Genomic DNA, 18,538 nt, shown 5'->3' with positions numbered 1-18,538 from the left:
CTCGCGCCCGCGGGATCCCAGGCGAGCTCGGCCCGGTCGCCGTGGCGGGTGGGGACGCCGTCCGACGGGGCGCGCAGCACCACGGTGAGCCCGTGCTCATCGACCTGCCGCCGCTCCTCCACCAGGGGCGAGGTGAACTCGAGCGCCGTCGCGGCGCCCGGGGCGACGGGCGCCGCGTGCACCAGGACGTCGTCGGCCGCGCTCACGAAGGTCATGTGCTCGCCGGCCTCCGTGCGGACCGAGTGCTCCGCACGGGCGAGATCGAGGGTGCGTTCGCCGCCACCGCCACCGCCGCGACCGCCCTCGTCGCCACCACCGGTGGCCGCCACGACGAGTTCTCCGACCGGCTGGTAGGCCTGTGACCAGGAGGAGCCGAGCCCCTCGAGCGTCGCCTGCGCCTCGGCGATCTGCCCGGCGAGGAACTGCGCCCGGGCCCGCTCGCGGATCCCCGTCGCGTCCTCGGCGGAGGTGTTCCAGTGCTGCGTGGTGGTGGGGGAGCCGGACCACAGCGTGGACTCGTTGAGGCTGAAGCGAGCCCGCTTGGGATCGCCCCAGACCATCGCACCGATCCGACCATTGCCGAGCGGGAGCGCCTCGAGCCAGCGGGTGGCGGGACAGGAACGGCGGATGAGCGTGCTCGATGACATGGGGGCGTCCTTGCGGGAGCGGGAGCAGGAGCGGCAGGGGTGCGGTGCTCGCAGAGCGGGGAGGACTGCTCGCCGCCGCGAATCATCCTAGGTCTGAGGGTGGGAGGTGTCGAGGGTGTGTCCGCTCCGACAAGCGCTTGCCCGCACGCGCCGAACATGCTTGACTGGATCCCAGGAAAGCGGTTGCCCCCGAGTGGCAGCGGTCGACGCAGACCGCGCGCGCCGCCGAGCCGCCGCCCGGGACCCGGGCGACCACACGACCACAGGAGCACGGACACATGGCAGAACGCAGGATCGGGATCATCGTCAACGGGGCCACCGGCCGCATGGGGTATCGCCAGCACCTGGTGCGCTCCCTGCTCGCGATCCAGGAGCAGGGCGGCGTGGAGCTCGCCGACGGCGACCGGCTGGTCCCCGATCTGCTGCTGGTGGGCCGCAACGAGGAGAAGCTGGCCGCGATCGCCGAGCGCCACGGCCTGGCGAACTGGACCACCGACGTGGACGAGGCGCTGGACAACGACGACTACGAGGTCTACTTCGACGCGCTGGTGACGAACCTGCGCGTGGAGAACCTCAAGAAGGCCATCGCTGCCGGCAAGGCCATCTACACCGAGAAGCCCACCGCCGAATCCTTCGAGGACGCGCTCGAGCTGGCGCGCCTGGCCAGGGAGCACGGCACCGTCAACGGCGTCGTGCACGACAAGCTCTACCTCCCCGGCCTGCTCAAGCTGCGCCGCCTCATCGACTCCGGCTTCTTCGGCGAGATCCTCTCCGTGCGCGGCGAGTTCGGGTACTGGGTCTACGAGGGCGACTGGCAGGAGGCCCAGCGCCCTTCCTGGAACTACCGCACCGAGGACGGCGGCGGCATCGTCGCGGACATGTTCCCGCACTGGAACTACGTCATCGAGGAGCTGTTCGGCCGCATCGAGGACGTCTACGCCCAGACCGCCACCCACATCGGGCAGCGCTGGGACGAGAAGGGCGAGCAGTACACGGCGACCGCCGATGACGCGGCCTACGGGGTGTTCCGCCTCGAGGGCGGCACCGTCGTGCAGATGAACTCCAGCTGGGACGTGCGCGTGCACCGCGACGAGCTGGTCGAGTTCCAGGTCGACGGCACCAAGGGCTCGGCCGTCGTGGGGCTGCACGGCGCGCACATCCAGCCGCGCGAGGCGACCCCGAAGCCGGTGTGGAACCCCGACGTCAAGGATTCGCACAACTACTACGACGACTGGATCGAGGTGCCCGACAACGAGCAGTTCGACAACGGCTTCAAGGTGCAGTGGGAGGACTTCCTGCGCCACCTGGCGGATGGGGTCGAGGGTACTTCGTATCCCTTCGACTTCCTCTCCGGCGCACGCGGAGTGCGCCTCGCCGAAGCCGGTCTCACCAGCTCGGCCGAGGGTCGTCGCATCTCGCTCGACCCGCTGACGGAGGCCTGAGCATGACCGACGCACTGCAGCTCACCCTGCTGGACGAGGACGGCTCGCTGCGCCGGATCGCGGTGGACGAGGCGGCCGCCTTCGCGCGTCCCACCTCCCCGCTGCGCTCGCGCGTGGTCTACGCCGCCGTGCACGTGGTGCCGCAGGCGCACGGCGACAACACCCCCGGCGCCCCGGCGGACATCGACTGGGACGCGACGCTCGCCTTCCGGCGCACCATGTGGTCGCGCGGCCTCGGGGTGGCCGACGCGATGGACACCGCCCAGCGCAACATGGGCCTGGACCCGGCTGCGACCCGCGAGCTGATCGCGCGCACGGCCGACGCCGCCCGCGAGGCGCTGGAGGACCCGCAGATCGCGGCGGTCTTCCCCGACGGGGCGGGCGTGCGCGATCTCGTCGTCGCCGGGGTCTCCACCGACCAGCGCAGCGAGCACGAGCTCAGCCTGGACCAGATCGTCGAGGCCTACCGCGAGCAGCTCGAGGCCACCGAGGCCACGGGCGCGGGCGCGGTGCTGATGGCCAGTCGTCATCTGGCCCGCGTCGCGACCAGCGCCGCCGAGTACGAGGACGTCTACCGCCGCGTGCTGGACGCCGCCACCGAGCCCGTCGTGCTGCACTGGCTGGGCACCGCCTTCGATCCTCAGCTGGAGGGCTATTTCGGAGACGCCGACACGAGCGTCGCCGCGAAGACCCTGCTCCGGATCATCGAGGCGGACCCGGCGAAGATCCGCGGCGTGAAGATGAGCCTGCTGGACGACGCCGCCGAGATCGCCGTGCGCGAAAAGCTCCCGGCCGGCGTGCGGATGCTCACCGGCGACGACTTCCACTTCTCCCATCTCATCGTGGGCGACGGCACCGGCACCACCGAGCCCGGTGCGGCGCAGGTGCCCGGCGAGTACTCCGACGCCCTGCTCGGCGCCTTCGCGGCGACCGCCCCGGCGGCGTCGGCCGCGGTGCAGGCGCTGGACGCCGGCGACCCCGAGGAGGCACGACGCATCCTGGACGCCTCCGAGGAGCTGGGCCGGCACGTGTTCTCCGCGCCCACCTTCCACTACAAGACCGGCGTCGCCTTCCTGGCCTGGCTCAACGGTCACCAGAGGGCGTTCACGATGGTGGGCGGCATGCATTCCGCCCGCAGCCTCCCGCACCTCTCGCGCGCCATCGAGCTCGCCGCCACCACCGGCAACCTCGAGGACCCGGCGCTGGCCGCCGAGCGCTGGCACGCGATGCTGCGTCTGGCCGGCTACGACATCCCGATCCTGGACGGAGCCACCGCATGAACACCCCGCACACCCCCCATGCCTCGCAGGCGGCCCCGCGCCTGTCGATCAACCGCTGGACCTGCCGCAGCACCCCGATCCAGGAGTTCCTCGAGGCCACCGCAGCGCGCGACCTCGAGGCCGTGGGCCTGTGGCGCCAGGACGTCGAGGAGATCGGGGTCGACGCCCTGAAGCGACGGGCGGACGACGCGGGCCTGCGCGTGAGCAGCCTGTGCCGCGGCGGCTTCCTCACGGCGGCCGACGAGTCCGCACGCGCCGCGTCCTTGGACGAGAACCGTCGGGCGATCGACGAGACCGCGGCACTCGGTGCGCCGACGCTCGTGATGGTCGTCGGCGGGATCACGCAGGAGGACAAGGACATAGGCGGCGCCCGCGCCCGGGTCGCCGAGAACATCGCGACGCTGGCCCCCTATGCGGAATCCGCCGGGGTGACCCTCTCGCTCGAGCCGATGCACCCGATGTTCACCGCGGACCGCGCCGTGATCGCCACCCTCGACCAGGCGCTCGACATCGCCGAGGGCACCGGCAGCGACGCCGTCGGCGTCATCGTGGACACCTATCACGTGTGGTGGGACCCGACGCTCGAGCAGGCCATCTCCCGGGCCGGGCGGAGCGGGCGGCTCTTCAGCTACCAGGTGTGCGACTGGAGCCTGCCGCTCGCCGCCGAGCCGCTGTTCTCCCGCGGCTACATGGGGGACGGCTACATCGACTTCCCCGCGATCACCCGCATGGTGAAGGATGCCGGGTACACCGGCGACATCGAGGTCGAGATCTTCAACGAGGACGTGTGGGCGACGCCCGCGCACGAGGCGATCGGCATCGTGAGGCAGCGGTACGAGGAGCTCGTGCTGCCGTACGCGTGAGCGGAGGTCAGCTCTTCTTCCAGTAGGCCAGGGAGTGGATCCGCTCCTTGGGGACGGCCAGCTGCCTGCGCAGGCCGGACGTCAGCGCACGGGTGGGGGCTCCCTCGAGGGCGACGAAGAACGTCGACCCCGTGGGGGCCGCCCCGGCGGTCGCCAGCGCCGTGTGCACGAGGGATCCGTCGCGGTCGATCCAGCGCATGCTGAGCCCCTCGCGCGCGGGGAGCGTGAGCACCTGCTCGTCGTCGGCGTATCCGCGCTCCAGGAGCACGGTCGCGGGAACCTCGGGAAGGCGGCGCAGGGTGTCCGCGATCGCCGGGTAGGAGGCGCCGTCGCCCACCATGACCAGATGTGTCGGAGTCTCCGCGACCGGGTTCCGGCCGTTCAGCACGGTCGCGTCGATCTCGTCGCCCGCCGTGGCGCCGCGCGCCCAGTCCGAGGCGATGCCGGGGTGGAGATAGAACTCGATCCAGGCCGTGCCCTCGGCCGGGTCGGGGTCCACGAGCGTGTAGCCGCGCTGGTGGCCCTTGCCGGCAGGCGTCGTGAACCACAGGCGCAGCCAGTAGGTCGGGTAGACGGCGTCGCGGGCCAGGAGCCCGTCGAGATCGACCTTCAGTCGCACGAAGTTCTCTGCGACCTCCTCGCGGTCGATCACCCGCAACCGCAGATCCTTGCCGCCCCACATCCTGATCAGGGCGCCGTCGACGCCGCGTCGGGGTGAACTGGTGCGCGTCGGGTTCGACGAGTCGGTGGTCACGAGGCTCTCCACGGGCAGGCGGTATGAGGTGAGCCTTACCTTAGTGTTTCGCCGTCGAGTAGCGCCAGGGGGATCGGTCGTGCATTCGCGGAACGTCGGGGCGGTCAGGCCTTCGCGGCCACGGCAGTGGATTCGCGCAGCAGCACGTCGCCGCGCACGTGCACCTCGGTGATGGCGTCGTCGGCCGCGTTCTCATGCTGCCCGTCCTGCTCGTCGCCCCCGCCCTGCTCGTCCTGGACGGGGTGCTCCAGCACCCACTCCACGGCCTGGCGGGCCATGTCGTGCAACGGCAGCGCGATCGTGGTCAGGGTGGGGTGGGAGTCGGCGCCGTCGGGCACCCCGCCGAAGCCCGCCACGGCCACTTGGCCGGGCACGGAGATCCCGCGGCGGCGCAGCTCGCCGAGCGTTCCCAGAGCCATGACGTCCGCTGGGGCGAACACGCACAGCGGTGCGTCGTCGGCGGCGGCGGTCTCGAGGTGCTCCTCGATCTGCTCGGCCAGCTCGTAGCCGCCGTCGCGGGTCAGGCCCGCCTCGATGCTCAGCTCGGGCTCGATGCCCGCCTCGGTGAGGGCGGCGACGAAGCCGCCGGTGCGCGAGCCGGCCGACGGGATCCCGGCGATGCCCTGGACCACGGCGAAGCGCCGGTGACCCTCGACGATCAGCGCGGTGGCGAGCTCATGGGCCGCGGCGGCGTTGTCCGGCACGATGGTGCGGCCCACGCCCACCGACTGGCCCATGCCGACCACCTTGCCGCCGTTGCGGGCGAAGCCCTCCAGCAGCGTGCTGATCGCGGCGTCGGAGTCGTTGCCGTAGCGATGCGAGCCCACCAGCACGAGGGCATCGACCTGCTGGGCGATGAGGGAACGCAGTGCACGCACCTCGGTGTCGATCTCGCGATCGGTCTGGGTGAGCAGCACCTGCGACTGCGAGGCGAAGACCTGCTGCTGGACCTCGCGGGCGATGGTCGCGAAGTACGGGTCGGCGATGTCGTGCACGACCAGACCGATCAGGCCCGAGCGGGAACGGGCCAGCGCCTGTGCCTGGGCGTTGGGCACGTAGCCGAGCCGCGCGGCGGAGGCCTCCACCTTCTCGGCGACGGCCTTGCCGGGCACCCGGGCCGAGCCGTTGAGCACGCGGGACGCGGTGGCCAGGGAGACCCCGGCATCCTGGGCGACATCGCTGAGACGCACTGCGGGCATCGGGGCTCCTACGTGGCGGGGGACTGCGGCGGTCGTGCAGGCCGAACGGATCATGCGGGGTGTGCGGACCATGCGGGACGGGGAAACGCTGTCCCGTCCCCGTCAGCATAACCAGGACGGCGCCGCCCGACCGGGGAATCGGCCCGTCCGGACGCGTGATCTTCCTCCTGGGTGACGGGCGACGCTCGGCTCAGGCGGAGATGTCGAGCCGGGCGGGGTCCACTGGGAAGCGCGCAGGCTCCCCGGCGGCGAGCCGGCGCACCTCCTCCAGGGCGTGCTCGCCCATCCGGCGCAGCTCGTTGCCCTGGGAGCCGGCGATGTGCGGGGTGAGCGAGACGTTCGGCAGATCCCAGATTGGGTCGTCGTCGGCCAGGTCGTCATGGACGTCGAGCACGGCGGAGAGGCGCCCGGAGACCAGCTCGTCGCGCAGCGCGTCCAGCTCCACGAGCGCCGGGCGGGCGGTGTTGACGAAGGTGGTCCCGTCCCGCATCAGGGCGAGCAGATCGCGGCTGACCATCCCGCGCGTGGAGGGGACATCGGGCGCATGCAGGCTCACCACGTCGCTGCGGGAGTACAGCTTCTCGGCCTCGACCTTCGTCGCGCCCAGCGCGGCGACCTGCTCGGTGCTCGCGTACGGGTCGGTGATCAGCACGTCGAGGTCGAAGCGCTGCAGATGCTCCGCCACCAGGACGCCGATGCGGGAGGCTCCGATGAGGCCGACGACGCCGCCGTAGTTGCCGATCCCCGGATCCGCCGCCGTGCCGCCGTGCACCGTGTGGTCCGTGCGGTAGCGCGCCTCACGGGCAAGGCTGCGCTTGCCGGCCAGCAGGAGGTGGGCGAGGGTGAACTCCGCGACCGGCACCGCGTTCGCCTCGGTCGCCGACGTCACCGTGATGTCGCCGCGGGCCCACACCGCGTCGGAGACCACGAAGCGCACCGTGCCCGCGGTGTGGACGATCCCTCGCAGGCGGGGCAGCCGCACGAGGGCCGCAGCGTCGAGGAGGGGTGATCCCCACCCGGTGACCAGCACCTCCGCTGCGGCGAGCTCCGCGTCCGAGGCGGCGTTGAGGTCCGGCAGCGTGCGCCCTGTGTCGATCTCGGCCAGTCGGGCCAACCGCTCGAGCTGGGTGGGGTCGAACAGGTGGTGCTGGAGCCCCTGGGGCATCGCCAGCAGCGCCCTCATCGCGCGGCGTCCTCTCCAGCGGCGATCAGGGAGCGCAAGGTCTGCGCCTCGCGGGACAGGAGAGCGGGGTCGTCGCCGGGGATGAACTCGAGCAGTGCGTCGCGGTCCGAGCCCTCGGCGGCGAGCACCGTGAACACCTCGCGCCAGAGATCCTCCCGCGCGGAGAGCGGATGACGCTGATGATCCGGCCACCAGGAGAAGACATGGATGGTCGACAGGAACGGGAGCGCCTGGCGCAGGGTGCCCACCGCGTCGGCCGCGGGCATGTCCTGGTGGGGCTGCCAGTAGCTGAGCACGGTGCCGCGGCCCACCTCCTCGAGCAGGCGCAGGGTCGAGCCGATCTCGTCGGTCAGGGTGCCGCCGTGGAACTCGAGGCCCACCTCGAGACCGTGCTCGGCCGCGCGGTCGGCGAAGTCCTGGACACGGCCGACGAGACGCGCACGGTGCGGCTCCGCGACCTCGGCCGACCCCCGACTGCCCGCCCACACCCGGATCCTCGGCGCGCCGAGCATCCGGGCGGAGGCGATCACCGCATCACCCTCGGTGCGGTTCTCGTCGTCGGCCCCCTCGAAGCGCAGGTAGGAGCCGTAGGAGGCGACGGACAGGCCCGCGCTCTCGGTCAGCTCGCGCGCGCGAGCTGCGGCGACGGCGTCCCCGGGCGGCACATGCGCGTCCCCGGCCCATTCGATGCATGCGAGGCCCGCATGGTCCGCGAGGGCGACGACGTCCTCGATGTCGAGCCCGCGGAAGGTGACGGAGCAGAGGCCGGGCCGGATCATCGGGAGTCCTTTCGGAGGGAGGTCGGGGAAAACGGTTCCCCGGAGGCTACTCTAGAAGCTCTCGACGCCACGTTCGCCGTCGACCCGCTCGACCCGCTCGACCCGCCCGCACAGGAGGCGCCCGATGCCCGCTCCGGAGCTCGCACCGCCCGGCGACCCGGCACACGACGATCCCGCACGGCCCAACGTCCTGCTCCTGGTCACCGACGACCAGGGCGCCTGGGCGATGGGGTCGCGCACGCCCGAGATCCGCACGCCGACGCTGGACCGGCTCCAGCGGGAGGGCACCACGCTGTCGCAGTTCTTCTGCGCCTCGCCGGTCTGCTCGCCGGCCCGGGCGAGCATCATGACCGGCCGCATGCCGTCGGCCCACGGGGTGCACGACTGGATCGCACCCGAGGCGCTGGCCCGCGCCGAGCAGCCCCGTCGGCAGCAGGATCCCGACTTCCTCGAGGACCTGCCCGGTGCGGACACCCTCGGTGCCCTGCTCGCACGCAACGGCTACCGCTGCGGCATGGTGGGCAAATGGCACGTGGGCTCCTCCGAGCGGGCCGCGGAGGGATTCGAGTACTGGTATGCCCACCAGCTCGGCGGCGGTCCGTACTACGGCGCGCCGATCTGGGAGCAGGATCCGGCGACCGGACGGCCGACGAGCCCGCCGACCCCGGCCACCGAACCCGGCTACCTCACCGACGCGATCACCGAGCACGGGCTCGACTTCCTGGACCGGGGAGCGGACGACGACCGGCCGTTCTTCCTGCAGGTCACCTGGACCGCCCCGCACGACCCCTGGTTGGGCGACGAGCACCCCGCCGAGCTGCGCGACCTCTACCGGGACACCGACTTCCCCTCGATCCCCGAGCCTCCCGCGCATCCCTGGTTTCGGCGCGAGCACTTCGCCGGTGCCGTCGCGCACCGGCAGGAGGCGCTGACCGGATACTGCGCCGCCGTCAGCGGGGTGGACCGCAGCGTCGAGGCCCTCCTGGCCCACCTCGAGGAGCGCGGCGAGCTCGAGGACACGCTGGTCATCTTCACCTCGGACAACGGGTTCTCCTGCGGCCACCACGGCTACTGGGGCAAGGGCAACGGGACCTGGCCGCTGAACTTCTGGGAGCCGTCGATCACCGTCCCCTTCATCGCCGCGTGGCCAGGGCGGATCCCCGCCGGGCAGGTCGACGAGCGGCCCGCGTCGGCGACCAGCATCTACGAGACGATCGCCGAGCTCACCGGATCCCCGCCCGCGCTGGACCCGCTGCGCGCCGGCCGGTCGCTCGCGCCGCGCCTGCTCGGGAGCGAGGCCGATGGCGGCGAGGATCGGGCGGACGCGGCCGACGACCCGATCGTGATCCACGACGAGTACGGTGCCGCGCGCATGATCCGCACCGGCGGCTGGAAGCTCGTGCTGCGGCGCGAGGGCCCCACGGAGCTCTATGACCTCGTCGCGGACCCCCTCGAGGAGACCGACCGCTCCGCGGACCCGTCGTGCGCCGTGCGGCTGCGCGAGCTGACCGACATGATGTCCACCTGGTTCGCGCGCCACGAGAGGGAGGGGCTGAGCGGCTGGGAGACCGAGGTCGACGGCCTCGGGCAGCGCGCACCTCTGCACCCCCGCCCGGAGAAAGGCCCCTGATGACCGCCACGACCGACCGCCCGAACATCCTGCTGATCGTCTCCGACGACCACGGGTACGCCGACCGCTCCGCCCGCAGCAGCGCGGACGCCCGCACCCCGCACCTCGACCGGCTCGCCGACAGCGGGACGACCTTCGACAACGGATACGTCACCGCTCCGATCTGCTCGCCCTCCCGCGCCGGCCTCATCGCCGGTGCGCACCAGCAGCGATGGGGTGCCCGGTGGTTCGACTCCTCGGCGTTCCCGCCCGCAGAGCGCCAGGTCATGCCCGAGATCCTGGCGGGCGCCGGCTATCGCACGGGCTACTTCGGGAAGGTGCACTACGGCCCCGAGCAGCCCGGGGACCGGGCCTGCCCCGACCGCCACGGCTTCGGCAGCAGCCTGTACGGCCTGGCCGGCCTCAGCATGGGGCGCCTGCACTACCTGCACCACTCCGAGCAGGCGCGCGAGGAGTACGGGGAGGCGGCGTCGCGCCACGGGGTGAGCCCGCTGTTCGAGAACGGGGTCGAGGTGGACTGCGAGCAGCACCTGACCGTGGAGTTCACCGATCGCGCGATCGACTTCATGGGCGAGGCCGCGGACGCCGCCGCCGAGACAGAGGCAGAGGCAGAGGCAGAGGCCCCGTTCTTCTGCATGGTCGCCTACAACGCGGTGCACAACTTCGCCTGGCAGCTGCCGGAGGACGAGCTCGCCGCGCGCGCCCTGCCCCACCACGACGACTTCGACCCCGAGGCCGCGGACTACGTCGACTGGTACGACGGAGCGATCTCCCCGCACCTCGAGCACGGCCGGGACTACTACCTCGCCCAGCTCGAAATCATGGACCGGGAGATCGGGCGGATGCTCGACCACCTCGAGGCCACCGGTCGGCGCGAACGCACCCTGGTCGTCTACCTCACCGACAACGGCGGCTCCACCTGCAACTACGGGGACAATGCACCGCTCGCGGGCACCAAGTACAGCCTCTTCGAGGGCGGGGTGAGGGTGCCGTTCCTGATCTCCTGGCCCGGCACCGTCCCGGCGGGCGAGCGCTCGCAGGCCCTGGTCTCCGCTCTCGACCTGCTGCCCACCTTCGCGGCGGCGGCCGGCGCGGACCTCTCGCCGGCCGCGCCGCTGGACGGGCGCGATCTGCGCACGGCGTGGGAGACCGCGGCGTCAGTCCCGGCAGGAGCGCCGGGCGGGGCCGACGGCGGGGGCCACGACGTGCTGCACTTCGACACCGGCTTCCAGTGGGCGGTGCGCACACCGGAGTGGAAGCTGCGCTGGGTCGACGCGAGCACGGGGCACCGCGAGCAGCTGCTCGCCGTCGAGCACACCGACATCGGCGACGGGCTCACCCTGGTGCCCCTCGGCCCCGGGGAGCATGACGAATCCGCCGCGGCCGACGTTTCCGCGCAGCACCCCGAGGTGGTCGCCGCGCTCACCGCCCTGCACGAGCAGTGGGTGGAGCAGCTCGCGTCGGCGTGAGACGAGGGCCGATCGCTCACGCGGAGCGGCTTCGCCGAGGACGTGCGCTCAGTCGCGACCGAGCAGCTTGCCCATCGGCACGAAGTCGGAGAACTCCGCGTCCAGGGTCGAGGCCGGCTCCGCAGGAGACCCGTCGGCCGCACCCTCGGAGGTCTCCGCGGTGACGGCCGAGCTGCCGATCCCGGCGCTCAGCATCGTGGCGAGCTCCGTCGCGGCCCGACGCACACGCGCCGCGAGCGGCTGCTCGTCGGCCTGGCCGTCGGTGTCGGCCCCGAAATCGGCCGACGCCGCGAACACGACCGTGGGGACGACCTCCGCCTTCAGGTACCCGAACAGGGGACGGATCGCGTAGTCGATCGCCAGGGAGTGCCGTGCGGTGCCGGCGGTCGCGCCCAGCAGCACCGGCTTGTTCCTCCAGACCTCGACGTCGACCGCGTCGAAGAAGGTCTTGAACAGGCCCGAGGGGCCGACGTTGAACACCGGGGTCACGGCGATGACCGCGTCGGCCGCGCGGACGGACTCGATCACCATGGACAGCCGCTCGTCGGGGAAGCGGGTGAGCAGGGCATCGGTGATGGCGTGGGCGTACTCGCGCAGCTCCACCGTGGTGACGTCCACCTCGGCGCCGTCACGGCCGAGGGCGGTGGCGGCGGCTCGGGAGAGCTGGTCGGTGAGCATGCGCGTCGAGCTCGGGGTGGACAGCCCGGCGGACAGGGCGACGAGGCGAACGGTGTCGGTCATGGGGCGAGCCTCTCAGAGTGCGGGTTGAGCGGTGGCGGCTGAGCGGTGGCTGGGTCGCGGCTGGCGATCGTGCCGAGAAGTGTGGCGGGAAGACCGATGTCGCATTGCGCATCGGTCTTCCCGCCAGCAAAACTTGCTGGTGGCGCGCCGCGCCGCGCCCCGCGGCCGGTCAGCGGGTGCGGTTCTCGGCATCCTCGGCGCGCAGACCGGTCCAGTTGTCGCCGGTCTCGAACTTGTAGGCGTCGTCGAACGCGCCACGTCGTGATTCTGACTCGGCGACCCGGGCGGCGTGGGTCGGCGCCTCGGGGACGTCGGCCGGCTTGCGGGCCTCGAGCTCGCGGCGCAGCACCGGGACCACCTCGGTGCCCAGCAGCTCGATCTGCTCCAGGACCGTCTTCTGCGGGAGGCCCGCATGGTCCATGAGGAACATCTGGCGCTGGTAGTCGCCGACGCCGTCGGCCATGGTCAGGTAGCGCTCGACGACCTGTTCGGGGGAGCCGACGGTCAGCGGCGTGGCCCGGGTGAAGTCCTCCATCGAGGGGCCGCCGCCGTACACCGGGGCGTTGTCGAAGTAGGGGCGGAACTCGTTCCAGGCGTCCTGGGAGTTCTTGCGCATGAAGGCCTGACCGCCCAGGCCCACATAGGCCTGACGGGCCGTGCCGTGGCCGTAGTGCTCATAGCGCTCGCGGTACAGCTGGACCATCTGCTGGGTGTGGCTCATGGGCCAGAAGATGTTGTTGTGCAGGAAGCCGTCGCCGTAGTACGCGGCCTGCTCGGCGATCTGCGGGGAGCGGATCGAGCCGTGCCACACGAACGGGGCGACGCCGTCCAGCGGGCGCGGGGTCGAGGTGAACTGCTGCAGCGGCGTGCGGAAGCTGCCCTCCCAGTCCACGACGTCCTCGGTCCACAGGCGGCGCAGCAGATCGTAGTTCTCGATCGCGATCTCGACGCCCTTGCGGATGTCCTGCCCGAACCACGGGTAGACGGGGCCGGTGTTGCCGCGGCCCATCACGAGGTCCACCCGACCGCCGGTGAGGTGCTGCAGCATCGCGTAGTCCTCGGCGATCTTCACCGGGTCGTTCGTGGTGATCAGCGTGGTCGCGGTGGACAGGATCAGGTCCGTGGTCTGTGCACCGATGTAGGCGAGCGTGGTGGTGGGCGAGGAGGTCACGAACGGCGGGTTGTGGTGCTCCCCGACGGCGAACACGTCCAGGCCCACCTGTTCGGCGAGCGTGGCCTGCTCCACCATCGAGCGCAGGCGCTCGTTCTCGGTGGGCACCCTGCCGGTGGTGGGGTCCGGCGTGATGTCGGCGATGGTGAAGATTCCGAACTGCATGATCGCTCCTCGCGGTAGGTCTCGTGGATCGGGAGGTGCCCGGCGTCCTGACGCGATGCCTGAGTGCGTCTCGATCGATAGTTCAAAAGTAAACTAGATTGGGCGGGGATGCAAGGCAGGGGTGACGGCCGTCCCGTCGGGCATCCCGTTGGTCGTGCTGTCGGCCATCCGATCGACCTGTCGGCCGGCCCGTCCGCCGTAATGTCGGTCGTCCGGTCGTCCGGTCGTCCGGTCGTCCGGTCGTCCGGTCGGCCGCTCTGTCGTGACCCCGTCGAGACCTCGTTGGGGTGCCCCCCGCGCGCGGGAGTGACAGGATGGTGAACCATGACACTCGAGAGCATCGAAGCCCTGTTGGACGCGACCCGATTGGCCGGGTTGGAGACCACCGAAGGGGGCAGGATCCTCGCGAAGGTCGCGGCCCCGGATGCGAAGGGGACCGCCTACCGCAGCTCCCTCGTGGAGCTGCTCGACGGGGCGATCCTGCCGCTGACCCGCGGCGAGGCCTCCATCGGAGCGGTCGTCGCCGCCGAGGATGGCACCACCTGCTTTACCTCCCAGCGCGTGGGCGAGGACGGCGAGGAGGCCGAGGACGCCCAGCTCTGGGCGCTGCCCGTGCGCGGCGAGGCCCGCGAACTCGCCTCCCGGCCCGGAGGATTCGGCGGCCTCCACCTGGCCGGTTCCCATCTCGTCGCCGAGCTCGAGGTGCACTCCCAGGCGGCCGACGAGACCGAGCACGCCCGTCTGATGAAGGAGCGGACGACGGCCAAGGTGACCGCCGCCCTCCATTCGAGCTTCCCGACCCGCTACTGGGATCACGATCTGGGACCGACCCGTCCCGTGCTCGCGATCGCGGCAGTCCCCGAGGACCTCTCCAGCGCGGAGGCCACGCCCGCCCCGGGGACGCGCGCCACGGACGGTACCGGCGCAGGCGGCAGCGCCGGCGTCAGTGCCGGCGGAAGTGCCGGAACGAGCACGTCGTCGGACGCCGAGGGCTCCGGGGGGTCTGGGCGCTCCGAGGGCTCCGAGGATGCCGCGCACGAGCAGGTGCTCCACTTCCGGTACGTCACGATGCCCGCGGGTCGGCTCGTCGAGTGGAGCGTGGACCGCACCGGATCCCGGGCGCTGGTGGCGATGCAGGACTCCCGCGGCGACCTGCTCGCCACGGCAGACCTCTACCTGCTGGATCTCATCGGCGGTCAGCCCCCGCGTCTGCTGCGCGAGGCGACCGCGGAGGTCGAGTTCGAGCCCGGCGAGTTCAGTCCCGACGGCATGCGGGTACTGATCGGCCGCGGTCGCACCTGGACCCAGCACGCGAGCCTCTCGAGCACCGTCGAGGTGCTCGACCTGGCGACCGGTGACTCCGTGCAGGTGTGGCCCGAGCTGGATCAGTGGGTGGAGCCGATCTGGCTGGACGACGCCACGCTCGTCGCCACCAGCGACGACCAGGGGCGCGGCTCCGTGTGGATCGGCGGGATCGACGACCCCGCCCCGCGACGACTGGCCGGAGGCCCCGAGCAGGATCTGGCCTTCTCCTCCGCCTCGATCGCCGGGGGAGCCGTCAGCGCCGTGGCCTCCGGGATCGCCGTCGCTCCCCATCCCGTGCGCATCGATCCGGCGACCGGCGCGGTGGAGGAGCTGCCGAACCCGGCCGACGCCGTCGAACAGGTCGGCAGCCTCACCGAGATCACCGCGACCGCCGAGGACGGCACCGACCTGCGCGCCTGGCTCCGGGCGCCCGAGGGCGACGGCCCTCACCCGCTGGTGGTCTTCGCCCACGGCGGCCCCTGGGGGTCCTGGAACGCGTGGACCTACCGCTGGAACCCGAACCCGTTCGTGGCCGCCGGCTACGCGGTGCTGCTGCCGGATCCGGCGATCTCCACCGGCTACGGCCAGGCGATGATCGACCGTGGCCAGCACGAGCTGGGCGGCGCGCCGTTCACCGACATCATGGCGCTCACCGACCGTGCCGTCTCCCGGGATGACGTCGACGCCGAACGGACCGCCTTCGCCGGCGGCTCCTACGGCGGCTACATGGCCAACTGGGTGGCCGGCCACACCGGCGATCGCTTCCGCTGCATCGTCACCCACGCCTCCCTGTGGGACACCGCGACCATGGGCCACACCACCGACAACGCCGGATGGGAGCGACCGATGCGCGAGCAGAACGCCCGTTACAACCCCAAGGACTCGGTCGGCGACATCGTGGCGCCGATGCTGGTCATCCACGGGGACCGGGACTACCGCGTGCCGATCGCCCAGGGCCATGCGCTCTGGTACGACCTGCACGAGTTCTCGTCGACCCCGCGCGATGCCGACGGCCGTACCCAGCACCGCTACCTCTACTTCCCGGACGAGGGCCACTGGATCCAGGGACGGGGGAACGCGCAGGTCTGGTACGAGACCTTCCTCGGATTCCTCGACACCCACGTGCGCGGCGAGGACTGGGAGCGTCCCGCGACGCTCGGCTGATCGCGGCGCGCGGCTGGCCGGTGCGCTGGGCTGGGCTGGTCGGGGCACGCGGCTGGTCGGTGCGCTGGGCCGGGCTGGTCGGGGCGCGCGGCTGACGGGGGTGTTCGGCTGACGGGGCGTACGGCTGGCCTGGCGGCTGCGCTGAGCTGATCAGCGCGCGCGGCGTCGACAAATGTGAGCTGGGGACTCATCCAAGGGGGGCACATGAGTCCCCAGCTCACATTTGCTGCCCGCGGGGCGTGGCCGGCCCTCGGGGTGTGGCCGGCCCGCGGGGCGTGCCCGGGCCGCGGGGCGTGGTGCGCGGGGTCAGAAGGAGGGCAGCAGGGTCTCGCTGTGCTCGTCCTCGAGGAAGGTGCGCACGGTGTCGCTGGTCATCGCGCGGCGCAGCACCTCGATCTTCTCCGAATCCTGGTTGTCCTCGCGGGCCACCAGGGAGATCGCGAAGCGCTGGTCGACGGTCTCCTCGAGCAGGATCGCGTCGGCCGGAGTGAGTCCCACCTTCGAGATATAGGTCGGGTAGTTGTAGACCATCGCGATGCCGTCCTCGTCGTACGCGGAGGCGAGGTTCAGCAGATCCACCTGCACGAACTCGAGGTCCAGGGGGTTGTCGACGATGTCGCCGATGCGGCCCTCGAAGCCGGCGTCCTCCGGGAGGCTGAGCAGGCCCTGCTCGTGGAGGATCGCCAGCGCGCGGCCCTCGTTGGACGCGTCGTTGGGGATCGCGACCTTCGCGCCCGCGGGAATCTCGTCGGCGCTCGCGTAGGCCTTGGAGTAGTAGCCCACCTTCGCGTCGTAGATCGGCTCGAGCAGCACGAGGTCCGCGTCGTTCTCCGCGTTGAAGGCCTGCATGTACGGCTCGTGCTGAGCGAAGTTCGCATCGACCTCGCCGTCGGCCAGCAGCCGGTTGTACTGCACGTTGTCGCTGACCTGGACCAGCTCGATCGTGTAGCCCTCCTTCTCGGCGACCTCGGCCGCGGTGGTGACCACGTCGGTCATCGGCGGGAGGTGGGAGGCGACCTTGATCAGGGTGTCGGCGTCGGATCCACCCGAGCCCGAGCCCGAGCCCGAGCCGGATCCGCCGACGCCGCAGGCGGCGAGGCCCAGCGCGGCGGCGCCGGTCAGGGTGGAGAGGGCGAAGAGGCGACGGTTCATGAAGGGACTCGTTCCTGGTCGGGGCGGGCCCGAGAGGGGCCGCCGAGGCGCGCGATGCGGGGACGTGTGGGTGCGGGTTGGGATGTGCGGGTGCGGGTGTGGGGCACGGCTCAGCGGGCCCGTTTGTCGAGGACGCGGGCGAGCAGGGTGCCGGCCCCTTGGATGAGCATGACGGCCACGATCATCAGCGCGATCGTGGTGTACATGAGGTCGTATTCGTAGGTCTGATAGCCGTAGCGGATCGCGAAGTCGCCCACGCCGCCGCCCCCGACCACACCCATGATCGTGGAGTAGGAGACGATCGAGATCGTCACCGTGGTCAGGCTCAGCACCAGGCCGGAGCGGGCTTCGGAGAACACGAAGCGGGTGACCATCTGCCAGGGGCTGGCGCCGAGCGACCGCGCGAGCTCGATGGTCTGCTCGGGCACGTCCAGCAGGGTCTGCTCGGAGAAGCGGGCGTACAGCGCGGCGGCGACGAAGGCGAGGGGCACCGAGGCGGCGGTGGTGCCGAAGGACGTCCCCACCAGCCATCGCGTGAACGGGATGAGGGCGACGACGAACAGCAGGAAGGGCACCGAGCGCACCACGTTGACGTAGGCGTTGACCACCGAATGCAGCCAACGGCGCTCGTAGGGGCCGCCCGGACGCGCGAGGTAGAGCAGAGTGCCCAGCGGCAGGCCGACGAGGATCGCGGCCAGCAGGGAGTTGCCGATCATGTACCCCGTCTCGACGATCGAGGTGATGATCTCCGAGCGGTACTCGGTCAGGCGTGCCAGCAGATCGCTCATGCCAGGAACTCCGTGGCGCGCTCCGCATAGCTGCCGCCCTGCTCGCGAGGCGGCGGCGGGGTCACGTCGGTGAGCGCGGCCAGACGCCCGTGCTCGAGCACGGCGGCGCGGTCGCACGACGACTTCACGACGTCGAGGGCGTGGCTGACCAGCACGATCGTGGTGCGGAACTCGGTGCGCACCTCGCGCAGCACGGCCATCACGTCGTCGGAGTGCCCGGAGTCCAGTGCTGAGGTGGGCTCATCGGCCAGCAGGATCCGCGGGCGGGTCACGAGCGCCCTGGCGATCGCGACGCGCTGCTTCTCGCCGCCGGAGAGACGGGCGGGATGCTTGTCGCGGTGGTCGGCCATCCGCACGAAGTCGAGCATCTGCAGGGCGGTCTCGCGGCGGGCGGCGCCCCGCCCGCCCTGCAACCGCAGGGGCATCAGGACGTTGTCGAGCACGGTCGAGTTCGCGAGCAGGTTGAACTGCTGGAAGACCATGCCGATGCCACGGCGGCGCTCACGCTGCGCGCGTGCGGGGAGAGTGGAGAGGTCCTCACCGTCGACCAGCACGGTGCCGGACGTGGGGGCCTCGAGGTGATTGATCAGGCGCAGCAGGGTGGACTTGCCGGAGCCGGAGGCCCCGACGATCCCGACCATCTCGTTCTCGGCGATGGTGAGGTCGATGTCCTCCAGGGCCGTCACCGTGGACCGGCCCTGCGGGAAGGTCTTCGTGACGTGGCGGAACTGGATCATGTTCTCTCGGAGAGGAGGAGGCCCGGCGCCGCCGCCCGACAGACGGTGCGCAGAGGCGAGATCAGGACC

At 71.6% G+C, this 18,538-nt stretch carries 16 protein-coding genes; 6 read left to right on the top strand and 10 right to left on the bottom strand.

Annotation, left to right across the window (positions count from 1 at the left end; genetic code table 11):
- The coding region (locus CIK81_RS16745; protein WP_199586399.1) for a glycoside hydrolase N-terminal domain-containing protein at positions 1-647 on the bottom strand (647 nt) is incomplete at its 3' end.
- Positions 648-925: 278 nt separating this feature from the next.
- On the opposite strand from CIK81_RS16745, the gene CIK81_RS16740 reads away from it, so the two are divergent.
- Genes CIK81_RS16740 through CIK81_RS16730 form a run of 3 tightly spaced genes read left to right on the top strand, consistent with a single transcriptional unit; the run spans position 926 to position 4,232 of the window.
- Positions 926-2,089 (top strand): Gfo/Idh/MocA family protein, encoded by a 1,164-nt coding sequence (locus tag CIK81_RS16740; RefSeq protein ID WP_096197904.1) that lies wholly within the window; start codon positions 926-928, stop codon positions 2,087-2,089.
- A 2-nt stretch (positions 2,090-2,091) separates the two neighbouring features.
- A complete protein-coding gene (locus CIK81_RS16735; protein ID WP_096197903.1) occupies positions 2,092-3,369 on the top strand; it encodes a DUF993 family protein in 1,278 nt (425 codons plus the stop codon).
- Entirely contained in the window at positions 3,366-4,232 is an 867-nt protein-coding gene (locus CIK81_RS16730; protein ID WP_096197902.1) for a sugar phosphate isomerase/epimerase, read from the top strand. The genes CIK81_RS16735 and CIK81_RS16730 overlap by 4 nt, the downstream gene beginning before the upstream one ends.
- Before the next feature lie 7 nt (positions 4,233-4,239).
- Here the strand turns inward: CIK81_RS16730 and CIK81_RS16725 are convergent, their stop codons facing one another.
- The 4 genes from CIK81_RS16725 to CIK81_RS16710 all read right to left on the bottom strand — a co-directional run bounded on the left by CIK81_RS16725 (position 4,240) and on the right by CIK81_RS16710 (position 8,147).
- Positions 4,240-4,986, bottom strand: a complete 747-nt coding sequence (locus CIK81_RS16725) for a siderophore-interacting protein (RefSeq protein ID WP_114355932.1) — start codon at positions 4,984-4,986, stop codon at positions 4,240-4,242.
- 104 nt (positions 4,987-5,090) lie between these two features.
- On the bottom strand, positions 5,091-6,185 hold the full coding sequence (locus CIK81_RS16720) for a LacI family DNA-binding transcriptional regulator (RefSeq protein WP_096197900.1): 1,095 nt from the start codon (positions 6,183-6,185) through the stop codon (positions 5,091-5,093).
- 190 nt (positions 6,186-6,375) lie between these two features.
- Positions 6,376-7,368, bottom strand: coding sequence for a hydroxyacid dehydrogenase (locus CIK81_RS16715; protein WP_114355931.1), 993 nt, complete (start codon positions 7,366-7,368; stop codon positions 6,376-6,378).
- Positions 7,365-8,147, bottom strand: coding sequence for a sugar phosphate isomerase/epimerase (locus tag CIK81_RS16710; RefSeq protein ID WP_096164525.1), 783 nt, complete (start codon positions 8,145-8,147; stop codon positions 7,365-7,367). The genes CIK81_RS16715 and CIK81_RS16710 overlap by 4 nt, the downstream gene beginning before the upstream one ends.
- Before the next feature lie 124 nt (positions 8,148-8,271).
- Between CIK81_RS16710 and CIK81_RS16705 the strand changes: the two genes are divergently transcribed.
- Positions 8,272-9,777 carry a sulfatase-like hydrolase/transferase gene (locus CIK81_RS16705; protein WP_096164524.1) on the top strand — a complete coding sequence of 502 codons (1,506 nt, stop codon included), beginning with the start codon at positions 8,272-8,274 and terminating at the stop codon, positions 9,775-9,777.
- Complete coding sequence (locus tag CIK81_RS16700) at positions 9,777-11,246, top strand: sulfatase (RefSeq protein WP_114329047.1); 1,470 nt, start codon at positions 9,777-9,779, stop codon at positions 11,244-11,246. Before CIK81_RS16705 ends, CIK81_RS16700 begins: the two co-directional genes overlap by 1 nt.
- Positions 11,247-11,294: 48 nt before the next feature.
- Here the strand turns inward: CIK81_RS16700 and CIK81_RS16695 are convergent, their stop codons facing one another.
- On the bottom strand, positions 11,295-11,987 hold the full coding sequence (locus tag CIK81_RS16695; protein WP_114304967.1) for a CE1759 family FMN reductase: 693 nt from the start codon (positions 11,985-11,987) through the stop codon (positions 11,295-11,297).
- A 169-nt stretch (positions 11,988-12,156) separates the two neighbouring features.
- A complete protein-coding gene (locus tag CIK81_RS16690) occupies positions 12,157-13,323 on the bottom strand; it encodes an LLM class flavin-dependent oxidoreductase (RefSeq protein ID WP_096197897.1) in 1,167 nt (388 codons plus the stop codon).
- A gap of 324 nt (positions 13,324-13,647) precedes the next feature.
- Here CIK81_RS16690 and CIK81_RS16685 point away from each other — a divergent pair, with 324 nt between their 5' ends.
- Positions 13,648-15,792: an alpha/beta fold hydrolase gene (locus CIK81_RS16685; protein ID WP_114355930.1), complete on the top strand. Its 2,145-nt coding sequence runs from the start codon at positions 13,648-13,650 to the stop codon at positions 15,790-15,792.
- 306 nt (positions 15,793-16,098) lie between these two features.
- Here CIK81_RS16685 and CIK81_RS16680 read toward each other — a convergent pair whose 3' ends face one another.
- The 3 genes from CIK81_RS16680 to CIK81_RS16670 all read right to left on the bottom strand — a co-directional run bounded on the left by CIK81_RS16680 (position 16,099) and on the right by CIK81_RS16670 (position 18,469).
- Positions 16,099-16,944, bottom strand: coding sequence for a MetQ/NlpA family ABC transporter substrate-binding protein (locus CIK81_RS16680; protein ID WP_096164519.1), 846 nt, complete (start codon positions 16,942-16,944; stop codon positions 16,099-16,101).
- 110 nt (positions 16,945-17,054) lie between these two features.
- The gene (locus CIK81_RS16675; protein WP_096164518.1) at positions 17,055-17,732 is read right to left on the bottom strand and encodes a methionine ABC transporter permease; all 678 of its coding nucleotides are present in this window, start codon (positions 17,730-17,732) and stop codon (positions 17,055-17,057) included.
- Positions 17,729-18,469, bottom strand: coding sequence for a methionine ABC transporter ATP-binding protein (locus CIK81_RS16670; protein WP_114355929.1), 741 nt, complete (start codon positions 18,467-18,469; stop codon positions 17,729-17,731). Before CIK81_RS16670 ends, CIK81_RS16675 begins: the two co-directional genes overlap by 4 nt.
- Positions 18,470-18,538 lie beyond the last annotated feature (69 nt).

It is taken from the genome of Brachybacterium sp. JB7 (assembly GCF_003335205.1).
Taxonomy (GTDB): Bacteria; Actinomycetota; Actinomycetes; order Actinomycetales; family Dermabacteraceae; genus Brachybacterium; species Brachybacterium alimentarium.
Note: the sequence above shows the minus strand (reverse complement) of the source record. Positions and strands in the feature narration are given on the sequence as shown.

Excerpts from the sequence above, each read along its gene's own strand:
- CIK81_RS16740 (WP_096197904.1), top strand. The coding sequence starts at position 926 with ATGGCAGAACGCAGGATCGGGATCATCGTCAACGGGGCCACCGGCCGC.
- CIK81_RS16735 (WP_096197903.1), top strand. The coding sequence starts at position 2,092 with ATGACCGACGCACTGCAGCTCACCCTGCTGGACGAGGACGGCTCGCTG.
- CIK81_RS16730 (WP_096197902.1), top strand. The coding sequence starts at position 3,366 with ATGAACACCCCGCACACCCCCCATGCCTCGCAGGCGGCCCCGCGCCTG.
- CIK81_RS16720 (WP_096197900.1), bottom strand. The coding sequence starts at position 6,185 with ATGCCCGCAGTGCGTCTCAGCGATGTCGCCCAGGATGCCGGGGTCTCC.
- CIK81_RS16715 (WP_114355931.1), bottom strand. The coding sequence starts at position 7,368 with ATGAGGGCGCTGCTGGCGATGCCCCAGGGGCTCCAGCACCACCTGTTC.
- CIK81_RS16710 (WP_096164525.1), bottom strand. The coding sequence starts at position 8,147 with ATGATCCGGCCCGGCCTCTGCTCCGTCACCTTCCGCGGGCTCGACATC.
- CIK81_RS16705 (WP_096164524.1), top strand. The coding sequence starts at position 8,272 with ATGCCCGCTCCGGAGCTCGCACCGCCCGGCGACCCGGCACACGACGAT.
- CIK81_RS16700 (WP_114329047.1), top strand. The coding sequence starts at position 9,777 with ATGACCGCCACGACCGACCGCCCGAACATCCTGCTGATCGTCTCCGAC.
- CIK81_RS16695 (WP_114304967.1), bottom strand. The coding sequence starts at position 11,987 with ATGACCGACACCGTTCGCCTCGTCGCCCTGTCCGCCGGGCTGTCCACC.
- CIK81_RS16690 (WP_096197897.1), bottom strand. The coding sequence starts at position 13,323 with ATGCAGTTCGGAATCTTCACCATCGCCGACATCACGCCGGACCCCACC.
- CIK81_RS16685 (WP_114355930.1), top strand. The coding sequence starts at position 13,648 with ATGACACTCGAGAGCATCGAAGCCCTGTTGGACGCGACCCGATTGGCC.
- CIK81_RS16680 (WP_096164519.1), bottom strand. The coding sequence starts at position 16,944 with ATGAACCGTCGCCTCTTCGCCCTCTCCACCCTGACCGGCGCCGCCGCG.
- CIK81_RS16675 (WP_096164518.1), bottom strand. The coding sequence starts at position 17,732 with ATGAGCGATCTGCTGGCACGCCTGACCGAGTACCGCTCGGAGATCATC.
- CIK81_RS16670 (WP_114355929.1), bottom strand. The coding sequence starts at position 18,469 with ATGATCCAGTTCCGCCACGTCACGAAGACCTTCCCGCAGGGCCGGTCC.